Annotated in this window: 18 protein-coding genes and 1 pseudogene; 8 read left to right on the top strand and 11 right to left on the bottom strand. The window is 61.6% G+C overall.

All coding sequences use genetic code 11. The annotated features are described in order from the left end of the window. Window positions 1–14: 14 nt before the first annotated feature. Window positions 15–653, bottom strand: a complete 639-nt coding sequence (locus EH209_RS20535) for an METTL5 family protein (RefSeq protein ID WP_126664681.1) — start codon at window positions 651–653, stop codon at window positions 15–17. A gap of 9 nt (window positions 654–662) precedes the next feature. After that, on the bottom strand, window positions 663–1,064 hold the full coding sequence (locus EH209_RS20530; RefSeq protein WP_126664680.1) for a hypothetical protein: 402 nt from the start codon (window positions 1,062–1,064) through the stop codon (window positions 663–665). Window positions 1,065–1,228: 164 nt separating this feature from the next. On the opposite strand from EH209_RS20530, the gene EH209_RS20525 reads away from it, so the two are divergent. Beyond that, window positions 1,229–1,396 (top strand): TFIIB-type zinc ribbon-containing protein, encoded by a 168-nt coding sequence (locus tag EH209_RS20525; protein ID WP_008895321.1) that lies wholly within the window; start codon window positions 1,229–1,231, stop codon window positions 1,394–1,396. An 88-nt stretch (window positions 1,397–1,484) separates the two neighbouring features. Here EH209_RS20525 and EH209_RS20520 read toward each other — a convergent pair whose 3' ends face one another. Together EH209_RS20520 and EH209_RS20515 are read right to left on the bottom strand one after the other, a co-directional pair. Beyond that, window positions 1,485–2,510 (bottom strand): hypothetical protein, encoded by a 1,026-nt coding sequence (locus tag EH209_RS20520; RefSeq protein ID WP_126664679.1) that lies wholly within the window; start codon window positions 2,508–2,510, stop codon window positions 1,485–1,487. Window positions 2,511–2,608: 98 nt separating this feature from the next. Continuing rightward, window positions 2,609–3,508 (bottom strand): DUF7139 domain-containing protein, encoded by a 900-nt coding sequence (locus EH209_RS20515; protein WP_126664678.1) that lies wholly within the window; start codon window positions 3,506–3,508, stop codon window positions 2,609–2,611. A gap of 246 nt (window positions 3,509–3,754) precedes the next feature. Between EH209_RS20515 and dph2 the strand changes: the two genes are divergently transcribed. Then, window positions 3,755–4,804 carry a diphthamide biosynthesis enzyme Dph2 gene (gene dph2, locus EH209_RS20510; RefSeq protein WP_126664677.1) on the top strand — a complete coding sequence of 350 codons (1,050 nt, stop codon included), beginning with the start codon at window positions 3,755–3,757 and terminating at the stop codon, window positions 4,802–4,804. A gap of 43 nt (window positions 4,805–4,847) precedes the next feature. Here the strand turns inward: dph2 and EH209_RS20505 are convergent, their stop codons facing one another. After that, window positions 4,848–5,627 carry a superoxide dismutase gene (locus EH209_RS20505; protein ID WP_126664676.1) on the bottom strand — a complete coding sequence of 260 codons (780 nt, stop codon included), beginning with the start codon at window positions 5,625–5,627 and terminating at the stop codon, window positions 4,848–4,850. 306 nt (window positions 5,628–5,933) lie between these two features. On the opposite strand from EH209_RS20505, the gene EH209_RS20500 reads away from it, so the two are divergent. The 4 genes from EH209_RS20500 to EH209_RS20485 all read left to right on the top strand — a co-directional run bounded on the left by EH209_RS20500 (window position 5,934) and on the right by EH209_RS20485 (window position 11,196). After that, window positions 5,934–7,145, top strand: a complete 1,212-nt coding sequence (locus EH209_RS20500) for a DUF7344 domain-containing protein (RefSeq protein ID WP_126664675.1) — start codon at window positions 5,934–5,936, stop codon at window positions 7,143–7,145. A gap of 198 nt (window positions 7,146–7,343) precedes the next feature. Continuing rightward, complete coding sequence (locus EH209_RS20495) at window positions 7,344–8,174, top strand: MBL fold metallo-hydrolase (RefSeq protein WP_126664674.1); 831 nt, start codon at window positions 7,344–7,346, stop codon at window positions 8,172–8,174. An 85-nt stretch (window positions 8,175–8,259) separates the two neighbouring features. Then, window positions 8,260–10,197, top strand: coding sequence for an AAA family ATPase (locus EH209_RS20490; RefSeq protein WP_126664673.1), 1,938 nt, complete (start codon window positions 8,260–8,262; stop codon window positions 10,195–10,197). A 63-nt stretch (window positions 10,198–10,260) separates the two neighbouring features. Beyond that, window positions 10,261–11,196 (top strand): hypothetical protein, encoded by a 936-nt coding sequence (locus tag EH209_RS20485; RefSeq protein WP_126664672.1) that lies wholly within the window; start codon window positions 10,261–10,263, stop codon window positions 11,194–11,196. 265 nt (window positions 11,197–11,461) lie between these two features. Here the strand turns inward: EH209_RS20485 and EH209_RS20480 are convergent, their stop codons facing one another. The 4 genes and pseudogenes from EH209_RS20480 to EH209_RS20470 all read right to left on the bottom strand — a co-directional run bounded on the left by EH209_RS20480 (window position 11,462) and on the right by EH209_RS20470 (window position 16,037). Next, window positions 11,462–12,499, bottom strand: coding sequence for a tyrosine-type recombinase/integrase (locus tag EH209_RS20480; RefSeq protein WP_126664671.1), 1,038 nt, complete (start codon window positions 12,497–12,499; stop codon window positions 11,462–11,464). Continuing rightward, on the bottom strand, window positions 12,492–12,878 hold the full coding sequence (locus EH209_RS20475) for a DUF5805 domain-containing protein (RefSeq protein WP_126664670.1): 387 nt from the start codon (window positions 12,876–12,878) through the stop codon (window positions 12,492–12,494). Before EH209_RS20475 ends, EH209_RS20480 begins: the two co-directional genes overlap by 8 nt. Window positions 12,879–14,895: 2,017 nt before the next feature. Then, window positions 14,896–15,507 (bottom strand): annotated as a pseudogene (locus EH209_RS25200) (transposase); the annotation flags it as partial. An 86-nt stretch (window positions 15,508–15,593) separates the two neighbouring features. Then, entirely contained in the window at window positions 15,594–16,037 is a 444-nt protein-coding gene (locus EH209_RS20470; protein ID WP_126664669.1) for an ester cyclase, read from the bottom strand. Window positions 16,038–16,177: 140 nt separating this feature from the next. On the opposite strand from EH209_RS20470, the gene EH209_RS20465 reads away from it, so the two are divergent. Continuing rightward, window positions 16,178–16,810, top strand: a complete 633-nt coding sequence (locus EH209_RS20465) for a helix-turn-helix domain-containing protein (protein ID WP_126664668.1) — start codon at window positions 16,178–16,180, stop codon at window positions 16,808–16,810. A gap of 520 nt (window positions 16,811–17,330) precedes the next feature. Here the strand turns inward: EH209_RS20465 and EH209_RS20460 are convergent. After that, on the bottom strand, window positions 17,331–17,567 hold the full coding sequence (locus EH209_RS20460) for an HVO_2901 family zinc finger protein (RefSeq protein ID WP_126664667.1): 237 nt from the start codon (window positions 17,565–17,567) through the stop codon (window positions 17,331–17,333). A 318-nt stretch (window positions 17,568–17,885) separates the two neighbouring features. Between EH209_RS20460 and EH209_RS24270 the strand changes: the two genes are divergently transcribed. Then, window positions 17,886–18,053 carry a hypothetical protein gene (locus EH209_RS24270; RefSeq protein WP_164722100.1) on the top strand — a complete coding sequence of 56 codons (168 nt, stop codon included), beginning with the start codon at window positions 17,886–17,888 and terminating at the stop codon, window positions 18,051–18,053. Window positions 18,054–18,350: 297 nt separating this feature from the next. Here EH209_RS24270 and EH209_RS20455 read toward each other — a convergent pair whose 3' ends face one another. Beyond that, window positions 18,351–19,760: a class II fumarate hydratase gene (locus tag EH209_RS20455; RefSeq protein WP_126664666.1), complete on the bottom strand. Its 1,410-nt coding sequence runs from the start codon at window positions 19,758–19,760 to the stop codon at window positions 18,351–18,353. Window positions 19,761–19,844 lie beyond the last annotated feature (84 nt).

The raw sequence follows: 19,844 nt of genomic DNA, 5'->3' as shown, positions 1-19,844 counted from the left end.
TACGAATCAGCCACTTACCACTCGATCCGGAACACTTCCGCCTCGAGCGTCGTCTCCGCCTCGGTGTGAAACTCGAACCGTTTCGCGATCGGGAACTCGGCACGGAACGCGTGGGTCACGTCGGCGCCGGCGTCGGCCGCGTACGACTCGACGAACGCCTGGCTCCCTTCGTTGTGGATCGTATAGGAGACGCTTGCGATCGAGCGGGCGGTCTCGAGGAACTCGCGGTCGGCGTGGCGGTTCCCGCGCTGGGCGCCGAAGGGCGGGTTCGAGAGGACAGTGACGTCGCCGTCGACGGGCGGCGACAGCGGCGGTTCGGCAGCGTCGCCGCGGACCCACTCGAGCGGGCCGTCGCTACCCGCCTCGTCGATCCGGGCGGCGTTGGTCCGGGCCAGCGCGAGGGCCTCGGGGTCGACGTCGATCCCGACGACGCCCTCGGCGCCGGCCAGCGAGGCGGCGATCGCGAGCATCCCGGTTCCGGTCCCGAGATCGACGGTCCACCCCTCGAGGTCGCCCTGCATCCGCGCCTGGTGGGCGATGTGGGCGGCGATCTCCGGCGGCGTGAGATACTGCTCGAGGGAGGGTGACGGATCGGCAAAATCGGCGAGCGCTTCGAGCGCTCGAGCGAGCGTGCGCCGCGACGGCCCTGACATGCCGACGCGTTAGGCGTCGATCGTAATAGGCCCCTCGAGTTCGAGTGCGAGCCCCTCGCGTTCGGCCCGTTCGGCACACGCCGCGAGTGCGGGGCGGACCTTCGCCGGATCGGCGACGTCGTCGATGCGAACCGTTACGCTCCCGACGCCAAGGAACGAGCCCGCCCGCACGTAGCCGCGCACGCGATCAATCTCGTCCTGGGTCGCCAGCGAGCAGTCCTCGTCGAAACAGGCGTCGACGGAGAGGCGGGCCGGAACTAGGGCCTCGTCGGTGAGTTCGCGTTTCAGATCGCGCAGGTACTCCGGTGCCGTCGACTCCAGCGACTCGGCCTCGATCGTGACGGGGGTGGCGTCGGCGGGTCGACAGCGGTCGATCGTCGATTCGAGTTCGGGAGACGATGACGTGCTCATTGCGAGGGGATACACTAGTTGCATACAAAAACCTTTGTAAATGTTCAGTAGTAATATAACGTCCGTCCGCTCGGCGACGAGCCGGCGCTTCCGACGGTCGAAAATGTACTTTTTCGTGATAGTTTCGAATAGAGTTAAGGAGAGTCCGTGTGAGTGAGTCGGATATGAACTGTCCACGGTGTCAGGGCTCGCTCGAGGAACTTTCGTTGGGCGACGTCTCGACGACCATGTGTCCCCACTGTGGATTCGCGGACATCCCTGTCGAGCATATCCGTGAGGGGGAGGAGCCGGAATCCTGGCGCGACGCGTTCAACCGGTTTTACGAGAGCTAACCGCCGGTAGGGGGCCGTCGAACTCGAGCCGAGTGCGTCGAGACGACGGGCTCTGGGGGAAGAATCGAACGGAAAGAACGGAGACGAGTTATTCGGCTTCGGCTTCCGCTTCGACGTCGTCGGCTTCGTGGTCGACGTCCTCGTCGGATCGGGCGGCGACGAGGCCACCGCGTGCGACGCTGTAGAGGGGTTCGTTCGCGTGCGTGACGCCGCTAATCGAGAACGGAATGTTGGCGTCCTCCAAGTGGTCACGGAACAGCGCCTCGAAGCCGCTGGGGCTCGAGGTGCCGCCGGTGACGACGACGGGGACGTCCAGCCCTTCCTCGACGTCCTCCTCGTCGACTTCCTTGACGATGTTCTCGATGACGTAGTCGAGTAGGTTCTCGTAATAGATCGAGAGTGCGCCCTCGACGCCGCCGACATCGGTCGTGAAGTCGAGTTCGAAGTCGTCCTCCTTGATGGAGGTAACCTTGTCGACGGGCGTGCCCGTCGCGCGGGCGGCCTGCTCGTCGACCCAGTCGCCGCCGCGGGCGACGGAGAACTTCATGACGGGCACCGCGTAGTAGGCCAGACAGACGTTCGTCATGCCGGCGCCGAAGCTGATGCCCAGCCCGGTGAAGTTGTTGTCCGCGAGTTCGCTGTAGATGACGGACATCCCTTCGTTGATCGGTTCGGAGTCGTATCCCATGTCGTCGAGGAACGACTCGATCGTCTTCTGGTGGTACAGCGTCGAGAGATCCGAGTCGATCGGATCAGCCGGGGAAGAGAAGTAGAGCTTCTCGTCCGGATACGCGGGCTCGCCGACGACCTGCTCGATGATGAGCTTCATCATCGGGATCGCGCTCTTCTCGTCGTTCGAGAGGATCCCGTGTTTCATCGGTCGACGAGTTTCCTTGTTGAAAATGTTCGCGAAATTGAGTGCGTCGTCGCCGACGACGTACACCTTGTCATCCTTCCGGATATGGAGAACTTCGCTCCGCGAGAGCATTTGCTCGGCCATATCCGAGTACTCGATTTCCACGAAGGAGTTGCGCTGCTGCACGAATACCGTATCGTTCCCATCCTGTTGTGCTGACAGGATGTTCATCGTTCCAACGTCTAGGCCTTTCGCCATAGTTGGCCAAGGTGGCCCACGGATTATAAATCTATGTGAATTCCTTACATCTCAAACTACGTGGTAGTAAGAATATTTTAACTTTGGGTAGCGAAGGATTACTCCCGACCCAGCAGTTGACGCAATCGGTTGAGCAGGCCGGACAGCGGCGAGCCGTCGTCGTCGGCCGTCGCCATCTCCTCGGCCCGCTGCTGCTCGCGGAGTTCCCTCAGTTTCGCCGTCTGATCGTCGACCGTCGATTGCGAGGTGGTCGTCTTCGTCTCGCCGCCTTTCAGTCCCTTGAGCCCGGCGACCTGCGCGTCGACACCGGTCGAACGAGTCGTCTTCGTCCCGGCGTCGGCGTCGATCGAGACCTCGTCCAACTCGTCCTCGGAGAAGCTCAGACGCTTGTGTTCGGTCTTCTGGACGCCGCCCCAGGAGAGTTCGACGTCCTCCATCGCCTCGTCGATGTCGCCCCGAACGTCGGCATCGGTGAGTTCGTCTTCCTCGTCCTCGTCGTCAGTTTCGACGGCCTCGACGCGCCGGGCCATATCGAGGTAGTGGGCGATCAGCGCCGCGCCGGTCGACGCCGTCAGGCCGGCGAGACCGATCGCGTAGAGCGCGACGACCTGCGCCGTGTAGTCGGCTCCGTAGCCGTTCCAGTCGTCGGGATAGGCGTACAGAAAGCCGCCGACGGCCACGAGCGTGATGATAACGCCCGCTATCGACGTGTACAGCACCCGGCGCTCGGAGGGTAACAGGACCACGATTCCCAGCATGAGAAGCGGGAGTGCGATCATGACGATACCGTACGCGGGTTCGGCCCACGTTATGTGGGCCGCGCTGCGGGCTTCGAACGTACTGCTCCACAAGAAGAGCAACAGCGCGATGCTTGCCAGGCCGATGCCGCCGAGAAACAGACCGAAGCCGACATAGACGTCGGTTCGATCCTCCGGTTCGCCGATGTACCGACGGTAGAGGTCGAAGAGAAATCCGTCTGGAGACTGTTCCGCTGACATTAGCTTTCCGTTTATACTCCAGTACTATGACTGTTGGGTCGCGAAACCAATCCGTTTCTGCGGGGTTCTGAGGGCACATCGGCGCCACCGATCGCAACTGATTTTCTCTTTCACGCGCCCGCACGGGAACGTGCACGCACCACCATACACTATCTCAGTATCGCTGCCAACGGACCCCGCTCGGGGCCGTTCGACGACGGGTCGAAAAGCGCGGCCGTTTTACGTCCGTGGCCGCTATGACGGATAATGAGTCAGGAGTCGGAGTACACCGAGGGGGACCTCCGGAACACCGGAATGCAGCTCAAACACGACCGCGAGTGGGACTACGAACTCGAGCAGATCGTCGACGCCATCGAGGAGCGCGACGCCAAGAAGGTCGGCCTGCAGTTCCCGGAGGGACTGAAACGGCGCGGCCCGGCCGTCGCCGACGACCTCCGCGAACTGTCCGACGACGACGTGACGTTCATGCTCTCGGGCCAGCCCTGTTACGGCGCCTGCGACCTCGACACCTATCTGATGAAGCGCACCGACGTGTTCGTCCACTTCGGCCACTCGCCGATGAAGAACACGGACAAGGTGATCTACGTGCCGCTGTTCTCGAACGTCGAGGTCACGCCGATCATGGAGGAGGCCCTCGACACTCTGGAGCCGCCCGAGGAGACCGAAGACGTCGGCCTCGTGACAACGGCCCAGCACATGAACCGCTACGAGGAGATGAGCGAGTTCCTCGAGGAGCGAGGCTACGACGTCCACAGCCGTCGCGGCGACGAGCGGCTGACCCACGAGGGGCAGGTGCTCGGTTGTAACTACGCGAGTGCGGACGTGCCAGCGGATCAGGTCCTCTACGTCGGCGGCGGAAAGTTCCACCCGCTCGGCCTGGCGATGGAGTACCCCGAGAAACACGTCGTCATCGCCGACCCCGTCAACAACGTCGTCACCGTCGCCGATACCGAGAAGTTCATGAAGCAACGGTACGGTGCCGTCCACCGCGCGATGGACGCCGAGAAGTGGGGCGTCATCTTCTGTACCAAGATCGGCCAGGGCCGCTGGGAACAGGCCCAGGAGATCCTCGCGGACAACGACGACGCCTACCTCATCACGATGGACGAGGTGACGCCGGACCGCCTGCGCAACTTCGACATGGACGCGTTCGTTAACACGGGCTGTCCGCGGATCACGACCGACGACGGCCCGCAGTTCCACAAGCCGATGCTCACGCCCGGCGAATACGAGATTGCCGTCGGCAACAAGTCCCTCGAGGACCTCTCCTTCGACACGTTCCACGGAACCTGGTAGGCGGTCTTAGTCCCGTTTTTCGATTCTCCGCTCTTCAGCTAGATCACACCCCATCAGCCTCGAGTTCGGCCCCGGCCGTCTCCGTGAGCAGTTCGTATCGCTTCCCGACGCCGCCCCAGTCGACGACGTTCCACCACGCCTCGACGTAGGCCTCGCGATCGTTCTCGTACTGGAGGTAATAGGCGTGCTCCCAAACGTCGAGCGCGAGGATCGGCACCGCGCGCTGGTGGGCGAGTTCGTTCTGGTCCTCGACCTGTCCGACGACGAGCGCGCCGGCCAGCGGTTCGTAGAAGAGCATCGCCCAGCCGTCGCCCTCGACCGCGTTCGCGGTCGCGGCGAACTCCGCCTGGAACGCCTCGAACGAGCCGAACTGCGACTCGAGCGCCGCCGCAAGGTCGCCCTCGGGATCGCCGCCGCCGTCGGGGCTCATGCTTTCCCAGAAGACGGTGTGGTTGACGTGGCCGGAGAGGTTGAACGAGAAGTCGCGCTTCGCGGCCCGGATACCGTCGAACTCGCCGGACGATCGCATCGATTCGAACGCCTCGAGTGCTGCGTTCGTGCTGTCGACGTACGACTGGTGGTGTTCACTGTGGTGGAGTTCCATAATCCGCTCGTCGATGTGCGGCTCGAGCGCGTCGTACGCGTACGGGAGGTCGGGCAGTCGATATCGCGGATAACCCCCGGTTACGGCTGCCTCATCGTCGTCCGCGGCCGCCGATACCGTCGTCGCACCCGTACCGAGCAACGCGATAGCGGCCGTGCCGCCGATCGTTTCTAAGACGTTTCGTCGTCGGAATCCGGCATCCAATTGGCCGTTTGACATGCAATATATGTTCCCGCGAGAAAGCGTCGTCAACGTTATCCCGGCACTCGACGGCGTCTCACGTGGCAGTCGGTCGCAGGCGAGATTGGGTAATTACCGATGAAACAGTCCGTTCACGATAGTCCCGCAAGGGGGGACATACAGTAACAAACATCCTATTATGGAGCCGATATCGAAATACCGTACTACTATTAACGGGAATTTAGACTTCTAGCGGAGATATTCAGTAAAATATGGGTAATCTCGCACTGATTCCAAAGTGGTTTGGAGCAGTTCTTTAGCCCCACTAACACAGACCAGTAGTTGATGAGTAATCCTGGTGTCAGCAGCCGATCGATATCTCAAGACGAGGTTTTCGACGCGCTTGCGGACGGAACCCGTCGCGAAGCCCTTCGGATCGTCCGCGAGCGATCGCCGGACGGAATCGCGAAAACGGATCTTGCCTACGAGCTTGCGGCGGTAACCGACGATAAACCGCTCGCGGAAGTCTCCGAGGACGACCACCGACGCGCGCGCCTCGACTGTACCCACCGCGTCCTGCCCGCCCTACTCGAGGCCGGCGTCCTCGTCGAGACGGGCGACGACCGACTCGTCGCGGCCGACCACCCGCTGTTCGACGACGCTGAACTCGTGGCCCTCCTCGGGCGCGAAAGGACCGATTACGAGACCGACCTCGACGGGCTGTTCGCCGCGCTCGCCGATGCGCGACGACGGACGATCCTTACCGTGCTGGCCAACCAGTACCACCCGATCACGGCCGAGACGCTCGCTCGGGACGTCGCGGCCCGCGAGGGCGGGACGGCCGAGCGCGAGGTGTCCCAGGAGCGCGTCGACAAGGTTCGACTCTCGCTGCGCCACGTCCACCTCCCGCTGCTGAACGACGCCGGGCTGATCGGCTACGACGGCGAGAGCGAGACCGTCTCCTACGAGGGCCACCCGGACCTCCGCATCGAGTGGCTCGAGGCCCGAGACGACGGCGCCGGCGAGACTGCGGACGACCGCGACGCCGATGACGACCGATCGGCGACCGACGAGGGCGTTCGCACGCTCGAAGGTCGCGATCGGATCATCGCGACCGGCCAGTCGCTGTGCGAGCGGGCCGACGACGAACTGTTCATGATGTTCACGACGACGGGGCTGCTCGAAGAGGGCTGCATCCGTCGGGTCGAGGACGCGATCGACCGGGGCGTCGACGTCTACGTCGGCTCGCAAGACCCGCGCGTGCGCGAACTCGTTCGCGAACGGGCGCCGGAGGCGACCCTCTGGGAACCCCAGCTCGACTGGCTCGACCTGCCGGCGAACGGCGAATCGGTCGGTCGGCTCGTGTTCGCCGATCGCGAGGCGGTGATGCTCGGAACCTTCGGAACGCCGGCCGGCGGCGACGAGTACGACGAGACGGCGATCCTCGGCGAGGGGCCGGGGAACGGGCTCGTCGTGCTCATGCGACAGCTGCTGGGCTCGCGACTCGACGGCCGGGACGTGACCGACGCGGCCGACGCGTTCGAGATTCCGCTGTAGCGAATCTGCTCCATCGACGGCATCCTCGAGTCGGTCGAACGTCTCACGCCAGCCTAATAGCCCGCATCAACCGTCACGTCTCGATCGCGACACCACCGATTACTCTTCGTTTCCGGCTTCCGCTCCCCGTTAGACTCGCGTCGGCTCGCGTCCATCGAGACAATAACACTTACCCAGTCGGTCCTCCCACCCTGGCACATGGTCCAAAGCGATTGGGGAGACTGGCTCGTCCGCGACATCGAAGACGCCTCGCCCGATAGCGTCGGGATCTGGTATCTCGGCTGCAACGGCTTCGTCCTCAAGGGACGCGAGGGGACGACGATCTACATCGATCCGTACCTCGGGCTGGGCACGCCGCCGCGGACGATCCGGATGATCCCCGTCCCGTTCGACCCCGAAGACGTCACCGAGGCCGACGCCGTGCTCGCGACCCACGAACACTCCGACCACGTTCACGGCGAGAGCCAGGCGCCGATCCTCGAGTCGACTGGCTCGCCGTTATACGCGCCCGACGACAGCCTCGCGGTGACTCGCGAGGAGAACTGGACCGACGAGTGGGAACTCGACGACGACCAGTTCGTTGACGTGAGCGAGGGCGACACGATCGAGATCGGCGAGTTCACGGTCCACGTCGAGGCGGCCCACGACCCCGACTCGACCCAGCCGGTCAGCTACGTCTTCGAACACGAGGCCGGAACGATCTTCCACGGCGGTGATACGAAGCCGAGCGACGAGTTCGAGCGACTCGGCGAGGAGTATGACATCGACCTCGGGATCCTCGCGTTCGGCACCGTCGGAATGATCCCCGACAAGGAGACCGGCGAGCCCAAGCGGACGCGCTGGTACAACGACGAGAACCAGATCGTCGAGGCCGCCGAGGCGCTCGAACTCGATCGACTGCTGCCGAGTCACTGGGACATGTGGAAGCGACTCACCTCCGACCCGAAAGTCCTCCACCACCACGCCAAGAGCTTCGACTACCCGCGAGAACTGGAGATCGTCGAAATCGGCGATCGGCTCGATCTCTAGATCGTCGTCGCCGGGCGCTGAATTCGTGAACCAGATCTGATATTGTCCGTATCATTTATAGTAATGCTGTGGTAACGTTGGCCTCATGAGTAGCACCGCCGACACGGACGACGAAGTCGAAGTCAGCGCCGACGGGTTGTCCGTTCGGAAGACGTTTGCGGCGGACGAGTTTCCCGTCCCTGCCATCCGGTTCGAGATCGAATCGGAGCGCGAGGATCAGGTCGAGTTTCGTCTCTCCGAGGAGATCCCGGAATCGTTCCCGATGGACAAGGTCGGGTTTCACCCCGAGTATCACAGCGACGACTGGACCGCGTTCCAGGACAACCACGTCGAGTTCACCGGCAGCCTCGACGCGAACGAACAGCTCGTAACGGTCTACGGCATCCGAATCGAAGACGAGAGCGAGGCCGCCGAGTTCCTGACGAAGCCGGAACTCGTCGAGGTCAGCTCCGACGCCGAGAGTGACTCCGAGGCCGAGGAAGTCGACGACGACGTCATCGGCAACATCGTCTCCGAAGACCGGAATCAACCCGTCAAGGACATGATCGCCGGCGACTCGGAGGCGGTACCCGGCCTCGAGGCGGACGACGCCGCGGACGCTGAGACCGACGATACCGAGGCCGATGCCGCCGAGGCCGAGGAAGACGGTGCTGACGACGTCGAGGACGAGACCCCCGAAGACGACTCCGTCGACGAGTCGTCCGGCCTCGATCTGAACCTCGACGACGTTGATCCCGAACCCGACGACTCGGTCGTCGATGAGGACGACGCCGAGGACGCGCCGGATATCGACCTCGGCTTCGGGGAAGAGGAGATTCCCGGTACCGAAGAGACGGCTGTGGATACCGACGACGAGGCCGACGAGGACGAGGGCGTCGAAATCGACCTCGGTACCGACGAGACTGACAAGAGCGACGAGGGGCCTGCAGCGGACGAAGACGACGGCGACGCCGACGAACCTGAGATCGAACTCGATCTCGAGGCCGCCGCGGCCGGCACCGATGAGGCGGACGACGATGCCGACGCGCCGGAGATCGACCTCGGAGCCGACGGGGCCGACGAGGACACCGCCGAGACGGATGACGGCGCTCCCGAGTCTGCCGTGGCCGACACGGACGCCGACGCTTCCGAGCCGAACGTGACCGACGACGAGGGCGACGAAACGGACGCCCAGACTACTGACGAGGTCGACGACGAGGGCGACGAAACGGACGCCCAGACTACTGACGAGGTCGACGACGAGGACGCACTCGAGGTGGGGTCGAACGAAACCGACGACGCGGCGACCTCGTTCAAGGACGACGAGGCGGAAGCGAGCGAATCCGACGCCGAGCCGGCCCCCGCACCGACGTCGACAGCGGACGCCGACGACGCGGAACCCGAGTCCGTCGCACCCGTCGAGGGATCGATCGGCGCCCGCCTCGCAACCGAGATTCGCGAGGACGAACTCGAGGACGACGATCTGGCGGCCCTTCGCTCCGCGCTCGACCTCGAGCCGTCGGGCCCGGAGATCGCGAAGGTCGACCATCTCCAGTCGCGCGTCGAGGAGGTTCTCGCCTATGCCGACGCCCTGGAATCGTTCCTCGAGGAGAACGGTACCGGCGAGGAACTCATCGAGGAGCTTCAGTCGGATCTCGCGGCGCTCGAAGACGAGTTCGACGCGATGGATACTCGGGTCGAGGACAACGAGGGACGGCTCGACGACGTCGAGACCGATCTCGACGCGGTCTCCGAGGACGTTACGACTGTCGAGAGCGAGGTTGGTGACCTCGAGGACGACGTTGCGGCCGTCGACGGAGACGTCGACGAGCTCTCGACCGACGTGACCGAACTCGAGAGAGACGTCGGAACAGTCGAAGCGGACGTCGAGGACGTTTCGGACGATCTCGATGAGGTCGCCGACAACGTCGGCGATCTCGAGGGCGAGGTCGACGACCTCGAAGACGACATCGAGGACGTCCGCGCCGAGGTCACGGACATTCAGGACTGGCGCGACCAGCTCGGCTCGATGTTCTCCGAGTAACCCGGGTTCGACGTTCTGCTGGAAACGCAACTCGTTTATCCGTCGACGGTCGAGAACGGAGCGATGGGCGAGACGATCCCGATCGCAGTGCCACGGAAAGGACGACCCCTCGAGTCGGTGCTGGACCGACTCGCGCGTCGACTCGACGTCCCGGAGCTCGCGGACGACATCACGTCGACGCTCCGCCACGAGAAGGCGGTCACGAAGGGAACGGTCGATTCTGAACCCGGCGCCGAAGAACACGTGTACCATCGTCTCGCCGACTACAGCGCCGTCGACGATCCCACCGAACCGGAGTACACCCTGTTGCGCGACGACCGCGCCGGGAAACCCCGCCGGATCGTCTTCGACAGCGTCACGATCCCGCTCGAGGGCGTCGACGGCGTCCCCGACGACGCGGCCATCCAGTTGATTGGCCGCGAGGAACCGTTTCGAGCGCTGCGGACCCACGAGTTCGCGCTCGGGTTCGACAGCGCTGATCTCATTCTCGAGGAGGTCGTCGAACTCCGCCCGGAGCCGCTGGATCGGATCGCCGATATCAACGCCCGGATCGACCCCGCGGACACGGACGTCCGCGTGGTCACCGGCCTCGGCGATACCGTCTACCACACGCTGATGGCCACACCCGATGTCGCCCCGTCGGGCGAGTCGCTCGACCGGTCGTTCCTCGAGTCCTACGAGGGACCGCTGTGTATCGAACCGCGGTACGAGCGACTCGTCCAGGCCGTCCTCGGCACCCGTACCCTCGACGATGTCGGTTTCGAGTATCCCGCGGAGGGCCACGAGGAGGAAGCCGCGATCGCCGACACCGGACTCGGGGTCTACCTGACCGTGACGGGGTCGACGGCTCGGGAGCACGGACTCCTACTGGGCGAACAGCTGTTCCCCAGTGAGACCGTCCTGCTCGAGACGAAACCAGAAGTAACCGACACCGCGGCGGCCGTTCGAGCGCTGTTGAACGGAGCCGACCTGAAGACGGAACTTGCGGTCGAGACCTGACTCGACGGCTGCTTCTCGAGACGGACGGCCGCGTATTGCTCTCTAGCGTCCGATTTTCCGAATATTGGGGTCGAAGGTTCGGTTTCGATTAGCTCTGATTAGATATAGCTACATACAGTTCATCAGACCGATTCCAGACAGTATAGACAACTACTATAGTAGTAAATCTCAATCAATATCTCGAGCAGTATGACGAGATTCGCCGGTAGCAACCGTCAGCGGGTCATCGGCACGATAACTAGTCACCGCTGCGAGACGAGCGATTTCAGGGCGTCACGGAGTAGATATGCTCGAGGTAGGTTTCCCGGACCCGGTCGCCCCAGTTATGGGTGTAGGTATCGATCACGTCGCTGGCGACATCGCCCCGGAGGTACTGGACGATCCCGCGGTCGCCCGTCCGATCACGGAGGTGGGTCGTGAAGAAGTGCCGGAAGTAGTGGGGCGTCACGTTCTCCGCGGCGCCGCCGCCGGTGCGGTACCAGCCGCGGTCCCTCGCATAGCCTTCGACCACGTGGTGGACGATATCCGGCGTGAGTCGCTCGCCCCAGCTGTCGGCGGTGCCGACGAACAGCGGCCCCGTAGCGGGGGCTGACGGTGCACTCGAGGGCGTATCCGGACGCACGGCGAGCCACCGGATCAACACCTCCTTCAATTCTTCGTCGATCGGGACGACGGTCTCGCGTTTCCGTTTGTTCGATGCCGTCCGGCGTTCGCCGCCGGATTCGCGTCCGTAGGTGTGTTCGGTCGCGATAAACAGCGAATCCGGGCGGCCGGCGATGTGGGCCCGCGGCTGCCAAGTCTGGGCCTCGTGGTCAAGGTGGAGGTCGATCAGGTCCAGGTTACAGAGCTCTCCAGCCCTGATCCCGGTCTTCAGCAGCGTCGTTACGATAGCCCGATGTAGCGGGTGGCGAATCTCTCCGACGAACGATCGCATCTCGGGCAGCGTTACGTCCCGTCGGGTCGGGTTCGACTCGATCGACTCGTTCATCTCCTCTAAGACGACCGTCATCGGGTTCTCGTCGGTGTGTCCGACCCGCTCGAGGTAGCTGTAGAACCGGTTGAGATACGAAGCGTACGTCGCGACGGTGCTTTCGGAGTGCGTGGCTCGGAGTTCGTGAACCCAGGCCATGCAGTCCCGGTAGCTCGCCTCCGGCGGCGTCTTCTCGAACCGCTCGGTAAGGAACGCTTCGTAGTCCGAGAGGACCCGTTCGTAGGCCGCTGCGGTCCGTTCGTTTCGACCGTGGTGCTCGATGTCCTGCAGGAAGTATTCGACCGTGTTCGGTTCCTGACGGCCCTCACTCATCGTCGGTCACCACGTAGCCGCCGTCGCGGCCGCTGTAGCGGATCTGGTTTTCGTCCTGCAACCGCTGGAGTTCTGCGTCGAGGTCGGCCTCGATGTCGTCGACTAAGGCGTCGACGAGTTCGTCCCAGTCGAGGACGCCGCGACGCTGGAGTACCTCGAGAATTCGATCCGCGAAGTCGTCGCCACCGGCGGCGCCGTCGTCGCCACCCTGCTCGGTCGTCCCGTCCGTCGGTATCTCGTAAGACGTGCGCCCCGCCTGTACCATCGTTCGGACGAACTCGCTTTGACTCATCTCGAGTTCCTCGGCCTGGGCTTCCCAGAGCTCTTTCTGGTACCGCGGCACGTAGGTCTTGACGGCGACTCGTTCGTCGTCGGCCATACGGGGTGGCTCTCAGCGGAACCACATCAATCTATCCCACATTCACAAATAAGGGCATTTATTTGTACTCGAGGGACTCCGATACCGGCCGTGGAGCAGATTTATTTGTGAGTATGAGTCCACAAATTAGCCCACTGTAGTACCATCTCAGAGAATAAAGGAGAGCCACGAATGGGAGCCAGGAGTCAGAGAGAAAAACAAGATAGGACAATAACATAAATTATTTGATTAGTGGAGGAGGATCGACGAACTAGTCCAAACCGAGCCTCGTTCGATTCCGAAACTGGACTAGAATCGGCAAAATTTGAACGGCATCTTCCCGGGTCAGACCCTTGGGGTTACGGCTCGAAAACAGGCTTGCAGAACAAATTGTTTTCCTTCCCTATACATCAGTTTTTTAATTGGAAGGGGTTGTGAACGAGTGACTCAGTTGGGCCGTCATCAGACGGACGGCCACCAATCAGTGATGATCACGCAATCGCCTTCGGCGTCTGCTCGGTCTCGACTCGAGGTGTCGGTCGGACCGAGTAAGGCGACTCGATCGGCTCGCATTGGCACGTCGTTCCGTGCCCCCGTTAACGAGGGCCGAGAGGAAACGAACAGAAACTCGTGGCGGTGCAGGGCTACTCGAGCCCACCGGTTCCGGAACCGTCGGGCATGGTCGCGGGCCGTTCTCGATCGTGATCGGTCCCCGTGATTCGAGAGGGGCTCGCATCGAACGGTTCGGCTAGTGGATTCTCCGACTGTGCGATGTCCGAGTACCGGATAGTCTCGTCCTCGTCTCCCGATGAATGCGAGCTCGTTGGTCGGCTCCCAGAAGTCGAAATTCGGTCGTCGACGCTGTCGCATTCGACTCGATAATTGAATTTGGGGATTGGCTAGTGTGTTGAGAAAACGGCCTCAGCGGCAGCTCTGGGCGAATACAAGGCTTGGTGAAACCGTGACCCGTCACGGAGTGAGCGAGGTGGAGCGGGGCCTTCTCGTATCGCATTCGTACTCCGATCGAACCTCGCCCGCTCACGGACGGGCCGACTCGGTTAGTCGATCGACGAACGAGGTTCGGTGGTAGTCCCGTCCCCAACGGGTTGTCCGATCTGACCGGTCAGACTAATTCAGTAGGGTTCAGTGCGGGTTTCCGTTCGAGACTCCCGTGGCCGGAGAATAGTCCTTCGTTCACGCTACTATCCCGCTGTCCGCTTATTGACACAGTATTCGTCCCTGTGGGCCTCGAGGTCGGCGTTGCTAGGCTATTCGAACACCCCGGGAGTACGCGACCGTCACCTCGGTGCCGGTTGCGTCGGAAAATCGTGGCGCGGCTTTCGAGCGAAACGGAACTCGAAGAACGCTGCTGACGAGACGCATCTGCAAACCGTGTTCTTCACGGCTGCCAGGACGTCCGGCGGGGAGCCAGAGACCTTTGCTCCTAGCGTCCTAGCCAGCCTGATTTTCGTGGCCCGGTTTACGCACTCGAATCCCGCACTATCGCGGCTATCGCACGGCGTAATCCCCCGTACGAACCGATGTAATGCGTTCTCGAGAGGAATCTGCTCGACTGCGATACCGCGTCGTCTCTGTACTCGAGGCCTCGATAACGGTAGTCGAGACCCGCTTGTACCCTGTGACGTACCATTGCGTTCGTGAATATCAGCTGGCCCCTCGAGCGGGGAACCGTGCTCGGGAAAACCGAGGAACAACTGCACTTGCCGGGCTAAATCGCTCCGGCGGTCAGTCACAGACTCCGAACCCGTAACGAATGCACGGGCGACAGTTCGCAGTCAGTCTCGAGTCGGTCGAGCAATCACAGTCGGATTGGTGTCGCTGAAGCAGCTGTTCGATTCAGCGACCGACAATAATGTTGTATGTTATCTAGCTACGAGCACGGTCGAAGACGGACAGATAAATACCATAGCGCTATACCGAATATCCGAGTGGCGTCCAATACAGTAGTTCGGAGGATTGGTTCTCGTTAGGCTCGATCGGCTCGATGAGTCTTGGAGAGAAAGGTTTTCTCTACTCAGTCGAATTCGCGGTCACAGAGCACGGTGTCGATCTGGACGTGGCGTTGAGCTCGTCGAACCAGGGTGCGGACGACGCGATGCATCCGATCAGCGGATTCTCGTCCCACTTCGAGTTCTGCTGGACGGGCTCGACGCCGAGGACCAACGGGATGTTCCGGACGACTAGCGATATGGTGGCGTATTTGTATGCGTACTGATCAGGGTTTTTGTGCCGCTGACCATCGGCATGGCCTCCACTTCACCGTAGTATGGAACGTAGTTATATCGATAGCGACGGTCACCGGCCGCGGAAACGAGGTTTGGGATGCGATTACAGAGAGGATGCACTTGTTGGCGTCGTCAAAGCCGTCGACAAGCGTATCCCGAGAGAATTGTTTGGCGGTGCGAAGGTGGGTATCACTGTGTGGCCCGTAGTTTTTGCCTCTTCGATACTTGAAGCGAGCCGCGCCTTGGGCGGTCCCACAATCAACCATTCCCATGAACGTCTGTAACTCAAAAAAGCATGTATCTTCGTACGTCACGTTGTCTGCGCGTCCAGAGTCGAAGGATTCGAAGCCGTATTCTCTGGCGAGTCTCGTCGTCCGATAGATCTCGGTGTCCGTGAACGCGTCCGTCAAAGTATTCATCAGTCAGGCGGCCTGCTCAAATAGCCATCCGGCTAAGGCCTATGTATGAGGGTGTTTGGACGGGCTCTTCCTCACTCTGGTGGGAAATCGATAACGCCGAGTTGTCGGAGTAGCGTCAGGTTATCTGAGAGGAACCATCGCTCAGCGATTAACCCATCCTCGATGCGGAAGAACGCCATCTGTTGTACCTCAATCTCCTTCCCAGTTGGCTCAATCCCCCAGAAGACTCCCCTGTGCGTTCCGCGACTCGTGATATGGAGTGCGACCGTATCACCACTAGTAACGCTGTGCTCGACTGTTTGCTTGATGTCAGGGAATGCCGAAAGGAACGATTCATAGGATTCTCGAATCGCCTCTAATCCCTCTTGGGCACCGAATGGGTTGTAATCGACGGCATTGGGTGCGTACAGGTCGTCAAGCAAGTCGAGATCACTGTTACCGAAAACATCTTCAGGAATACGACGTGCAATACGCTCGTTCTCTCGTTCCTGCGGTGTGAGTGAATCGGCTGTCATTGGTCTTTCCCTCTGCGAGTGCTTGGATAGGTCGTGGAGTATTTCATTTCGACCACAGGGGAGAGAGGGCCTCGACTAGCGTAGGTTTTAGTAGAAACAGGTTGCTGTCTTTAAGTACTTCCCAGGAATCGATTCTAGCAATGCCACACTTGAAAGTCGAATTGAATGGGGCGGCGATCGGGGGATGGCTCGCAGAACTTTCAACGGGGTTTCCGACCGCCGAATTCCGACTTCTCGCGACGCAACTTCGTGATGAAGGTGCGCTCGTCACACTCGAAGTCAGGACAACCGATAGGTCCGACGTTATTCGGGAGTTCAAAACTACACCTGATGCCGCAAATGTTGAACTCCTTCACGCGGACTCAAAGATAGTACTTCTCCAGTTTCTCACCAGAGATTCAAAGGCATACGATCCTCTCTACGAGTCCGGCTGTATCTCGATATATCCAACGATTCTCCAAAACGGACGGTTCTCAGTACATGTCGTCGCTGGTCATGACAGCCTGTCGGACTATTTAGAGGAACTTGCGGCATCGGAGATTCCGTATCAGGTGATCTCTTTGTCTCATTCCCACGAAACTGATACGGTACTAACGAACCGACAGCAGCAATTCATCGACACTGGCATTGAGAGGGGATTTTACAACGATCCCAGAACGTGTACGCTCACCGAACTTGCAGAAGCTCTGGATATCCACAAGTCTGCTGCTAGTAGACTCCGACACCGTGCAGAAAGCCGTTTGGTTACCCACTTCGCTACCAAAACTGTCTAATAGAACACCTAAGGAGAGGTATTCGTTCTATCTTAGCGATTGGATAGTTTACCCAAATCAGATCATTCGGGTTAGAATCGACGTGAAGCAGACGCTGAACAACCCAATCTCCGAAGTTGTGGTCCAATACGGAAGACCGGCGACACCACCGGTCTCGAGGGTAGAAAGGCCACATCTCGTTTCGTTCGCTCTCGTTGTCTGGGCGTAACCGGTGAGATCGCACCAACCGAATACGGGAGTTCCTCTCTGCTCGAGTCGAACATCGAACTCCGGAATACGCTCGTCATTCCAGTCGACGAAGTAACTCGAGGGTAGCTCAGTCGATTACCAGATCCTGTCGAGGAGCGACCCTGATCCCCAGACCGTACCACCGGTACTGACGAAATCGATGTGCAAAATCGAGGGGCAGCGAGCTGACCGTCGCACGGACACACGTGACACCCCGATCGCACACACGGAACACGAGTCGCAGCCGGTATCCAGTCGGAAAACGAGAGTGAACTGAGCTCGCTGCTCGGTCTCAGTGCGTCGTCGTCGTTCGAACGTCTTCGACGCGATACAGGTCGGCCGTGAGCCCCTCGCCGTCACAGTCCTGGTTCGGGCACTCGTAGTGCCATCCGTCCTGCGTGGCGTTGCCCTCCCGGAATCGTTCGCCGCATACCTGACAGAGGAGTTGTCCCTTTCGACACGTATCGCGGTGGAGTTCGAGGGCGAGCTCGGTTTGGAACGACTGGTTGCAGTTGCGACAAGTGTGCATATTTCGTCAGACGCGAGCATTCGCCAAAACTGCTTGGGTTTTTTATTCCACGCTAACCGGCGCTGATTCGGCTCCACTACGCCGATTTAGTCGAAACGATTCGTGAAGAAAGACCTATTCGGAAACGTGATTACTCGAGACCGAGTACTCCGAATGCTGGTAGGTGACGAGGGTATTGGGTCGTGTGAGCACCGAACGGAGGCATCTATCAGGTCCCGGGTACGTAACGGATCGGCGACCGGACAGTAGTCGGAGTCCAGCAACGCCGGCGCCGGTATCGACTCGATGACTTACTCCGTCCTCGAGACGAGGTCGATAATGGACGCCCTCGAGATCGTCAGTCGACTGCTCGGCGGCGGGGTCCTCGTCCTGCTCACCGCCTTTTTCGTCGCAATCAGATTCGGGCTGACGCGGCCGCGCCAGTATCCCGACTCGGCTCGGTACTCGAGGAAAAAGAACTCCCGACGGAACGCCGAGAGAACGTGATGAAGCCCCTCCGGATCGGCGAGCGGTTGGTGGCGACGTGATGGACTCACCGGGCGAGATCGTCGTCCTGTCGACGGCCGTCGATCCCGAGGCGAACCGCCGATGGCGGCGTCGTGGATCCGGTGACCGTAACGGATCTGCTCGAGGTGGTGCTGGGCGATATCGAGGAGCCGCTCGATCGGGGGACGATCGACTCGAGCGGTGAAGCCAGCGCGTAGCCGCCGAAGCGGACCCGGAAAGCGACGGAGACGGAGCCGGAGAGAGAAGAGCCGCGAGAAGTACTCGTAGTGGGTCGGCTCAGTCGTCCTGACCGAGGATGCCGCGCTCGGCCATCTTACGGGGGTCGAGCACCTCGTCGGCCTCCTCCTCGTCGAGGTAGCCCTTCTCGAGGACGACCTCGCGGACGGTCTTGTCCTCCTTGAGCGCGGTCTTGGCGACCTCGCTGGCCTTGTCGTAGCCAATGTGGACGTTCAGCGAGGTGGCCATCGCCATCGACTGCTCGACGCGGTCCTCGCAGTACTCCTCGTTGGCCTCGAGCTCCGCGACGAAGCGCTCGGCGAAGACCTGGCTGGCGTTCGAGATGAGTTCGGCCGACTCGAGGAAGTTGTGGGCCAGCACGGGCTTGTAGAGGTTGAGGTCGATCTGGCCCTCGGCGGCGCCGGCGGAGACGGCGGCGTCGTTGCCGACGACCTGCTTGTGGACCTGGTTGACCGCCTCGGCGACGACCGGGTTGATCTTGCCGGGCATGATCGAGGAGCCGGGCTGGTTCTCGGGCTGTTCGATCTCGCCGAGACCGTTACGGGGGCCGGAGGCGAGCAGCCGCAGGTCGTTGGCGATCTTGTTCAGCGAACCGGCGACGACGCGGAGCGCGCCGTGGGCCTCGGACATCGCGTCGTGGGCGGCCTGGGCCTCGAAGTGGTTGTCGGCCTCGCGGAACTGGACGCCGGTCTCCTTGGTGATGTACTCGGCGGCGCGGCCGGGGAACTCCTCGTGGGTGTTCAGCCCGGTTCCGGTCGCGGTGCCGCCCAGCGCGAGTTCCGCGAGATGTTCGCGAACCTTGTCGACCCGCGAGAGGCCCTTCTCGACCTGCGTTCGGTAGCCGGAGAACTCCTGGCCGAGCGTGACCGGCGTCGCGTCCTGCAGGTGGGTCCGACCCGTTTTCACGACGTCGTCGAACTCTTCCTCTTTCGCCTCGAGCGCCTCTCGAAGGGTATCGAGGGCGGGAATGACGTCCTTCTCGACGGCCTCGAGGGAGGCGACGTGCATCGCGGTCGGGATGACGTCGTTGGAGGACTGACCGTAGTTGACGTGGTCGTTGGGGTGGACGACGCGGTCGCCGATCTCCGAGCCCATGATCTCGGCGGCGCGGTTGGCGATGACCTCGTTGGCGTTCATGTTCGAGGAGGTGCCGGAGCCGGTCTGGAAGATGTCGACCGGGAACTGGTCGTCGTGCTCGCCGGCGATGACCTCGTCGGCCGCTTCGACGATCGCCTCGGCGATGTCGTCGTCGATCAGATCCAGATCGCGGTTGGCCTGCGCAGCGGCCTTCTTGACGACGCCGAGCCCTCGGATGAACCGACGGCTGAACGAGATCCCCGAGATCGGGAAGTTCTGGATGGCGCGTTGGGTCTGGGCGCCCCAGTAGGCGTCCGCGGGTACCTGCATCTCGCCGAGGCTGTCGCGTTCGACTCTGTAGTCGTCACTCATGTGCGGAGATTGACCGGCGGGTGCGTAAAATCCACCGGTATGCGTCCGAGACACAGTGTTGAATACCGGGGAATCGGATCGCCC

Source organism: Haloterrigena salifodinae, from assembly GCF_003977755.1.
GTDB lineage: Archaea > Halobacteriota > Halobacteria > Halobacteriales > Natrialbaceae > Haloterrigena > Haloterrigena salifodinae.
The sequence above is the reverse complement of the archived record's forward strand: the minus strand, read 5'-3'. Positions and strand labels throughout refer to the sequence as shown.

Bases quoted from the DNA above. Each gene is read 5' to 3' on its own strand.
- EH209_RS20485 (WP_126664672.1), top strand. From the start codon at position 10,261: ATGGGCGAGACGATCCCGATCGCAGTGCCACGGAAAGGACGACCCCTC.
- EH209_RS20475 (WP_126664670.1), bottom strand. From the start codon at position 12,878: ATGGCCGACGACGAACGAGTCGCCGTCAAGACCTACGTGCCGCGGTAC.
- EH209_RS20465 (WP_126664668.1), top strand. From the start codon at position 16,178: ATGCCACACTTGAAAGTCGAATTGAATGGGGCGGCGATCGGGGGATGG.
- EH209_RS20470 (WP_126664669.1), bottom strand. From the start codon at position 16,037: ATGACAGCCGATTCACTCACACCGCAGGAACGAGAGAACGAGCGTATT.
- EH209_RS20460 (WP_126664667.1), bottom strand. From the start codon at position 17,567: ATGCACACTTGTCGCAACTGCAACCAGTCGTTCCAAACCGAGCTCGCC.
- EH209_RS20535 (WP_126664681.1), bottom strand. From the start codon at position 653: ATGTCAGGGCCGTCGCGGCGCACGCTCGCTCGAGCGCTCGAAGCGCTC.
- EH209_RS24270 (WP_164722100.1), top strand. From the start codon at position 17,886: ATGGACGCCCTCGAGATCGTCAGTCGACTGCTCGGCGGCGGGGTCCTC.
- EH209_RS20520 (WP_126664679.1), bottom strand. From the start codon at position 2,510: ATGGCGAAAGGCCTAGACGTTGGAACGATGAACATCCTGTCAGCACAA.
- EH209_RS20490 (WP_126664673.1), top strand. From the start codon at position 8,260: ATGAGTAGCACCGCCGACACGGACGACGAAGTCGAAGTCAGCGCCGAC.
- EH209_RS20505 (WP_126664676.1), bottom strand. From the start codon at position 5,627: ATGTCAAACGGCCAATTGGATGCCGGATTCCGACGACGAAACGTCTTA.
- EH209_RS20530 (WP_126664680.1), bottom strand. From the start codon at position 1,064: ATGAGCACGTCATCGTCTCCCGAACTCGAATCGACGATCGACCGCTGT.
- EH209_RS20495 (WP_126664674.1), top strand. From the start codon at position 7,344: ATGGTCCAAAGCGATTGGGGAGACTGGCTCGTCCGCGACATCGAAGAC.
- EH209_RS20455 (WP_126664666.1), bottom strand. From the start codon at position 19,760: ATGAGTGACGACTACAGAGTCGAACGCGACAGCCTCGGCGAGATGCAG.
- EH209_RS20525 (WP_008895321.1), top strand. From the start codon at position 1,229: ATGAACTGTCCACGGTGTCAGGGCTCGCTCGAGGAACTTTCGTTGGGC.
- EH209_RS20515 (WP_126664678.1), bottom strand. From the start codon at position 3,508: ATGTCAGCGGAACAGTCTCCAGACGGATTTCTCTTCGACCTCTACCGT.
- EH209_RS20500 (WP_126664675.1), top strand. From the start codon at position 5,934: ATGAGTAATCCTGGTGTCAGCAGCCGATCGATATCTCAAGACGAGGTT.
- dph2 (WP_126664677.1), top strand. From the start codon at position 3,755: ATGAGTCAGGAGTCGGAGTACACCGAGGGGGACCTCCGGAACACCGGA.
- EH209_RS20480 (WP_126664671.1), bottom strand. From the start codon at position 12,499: ATGAGTGAGGGCCGTCAGGAACCGAACACGGTCGAATACTTCCTGCAG.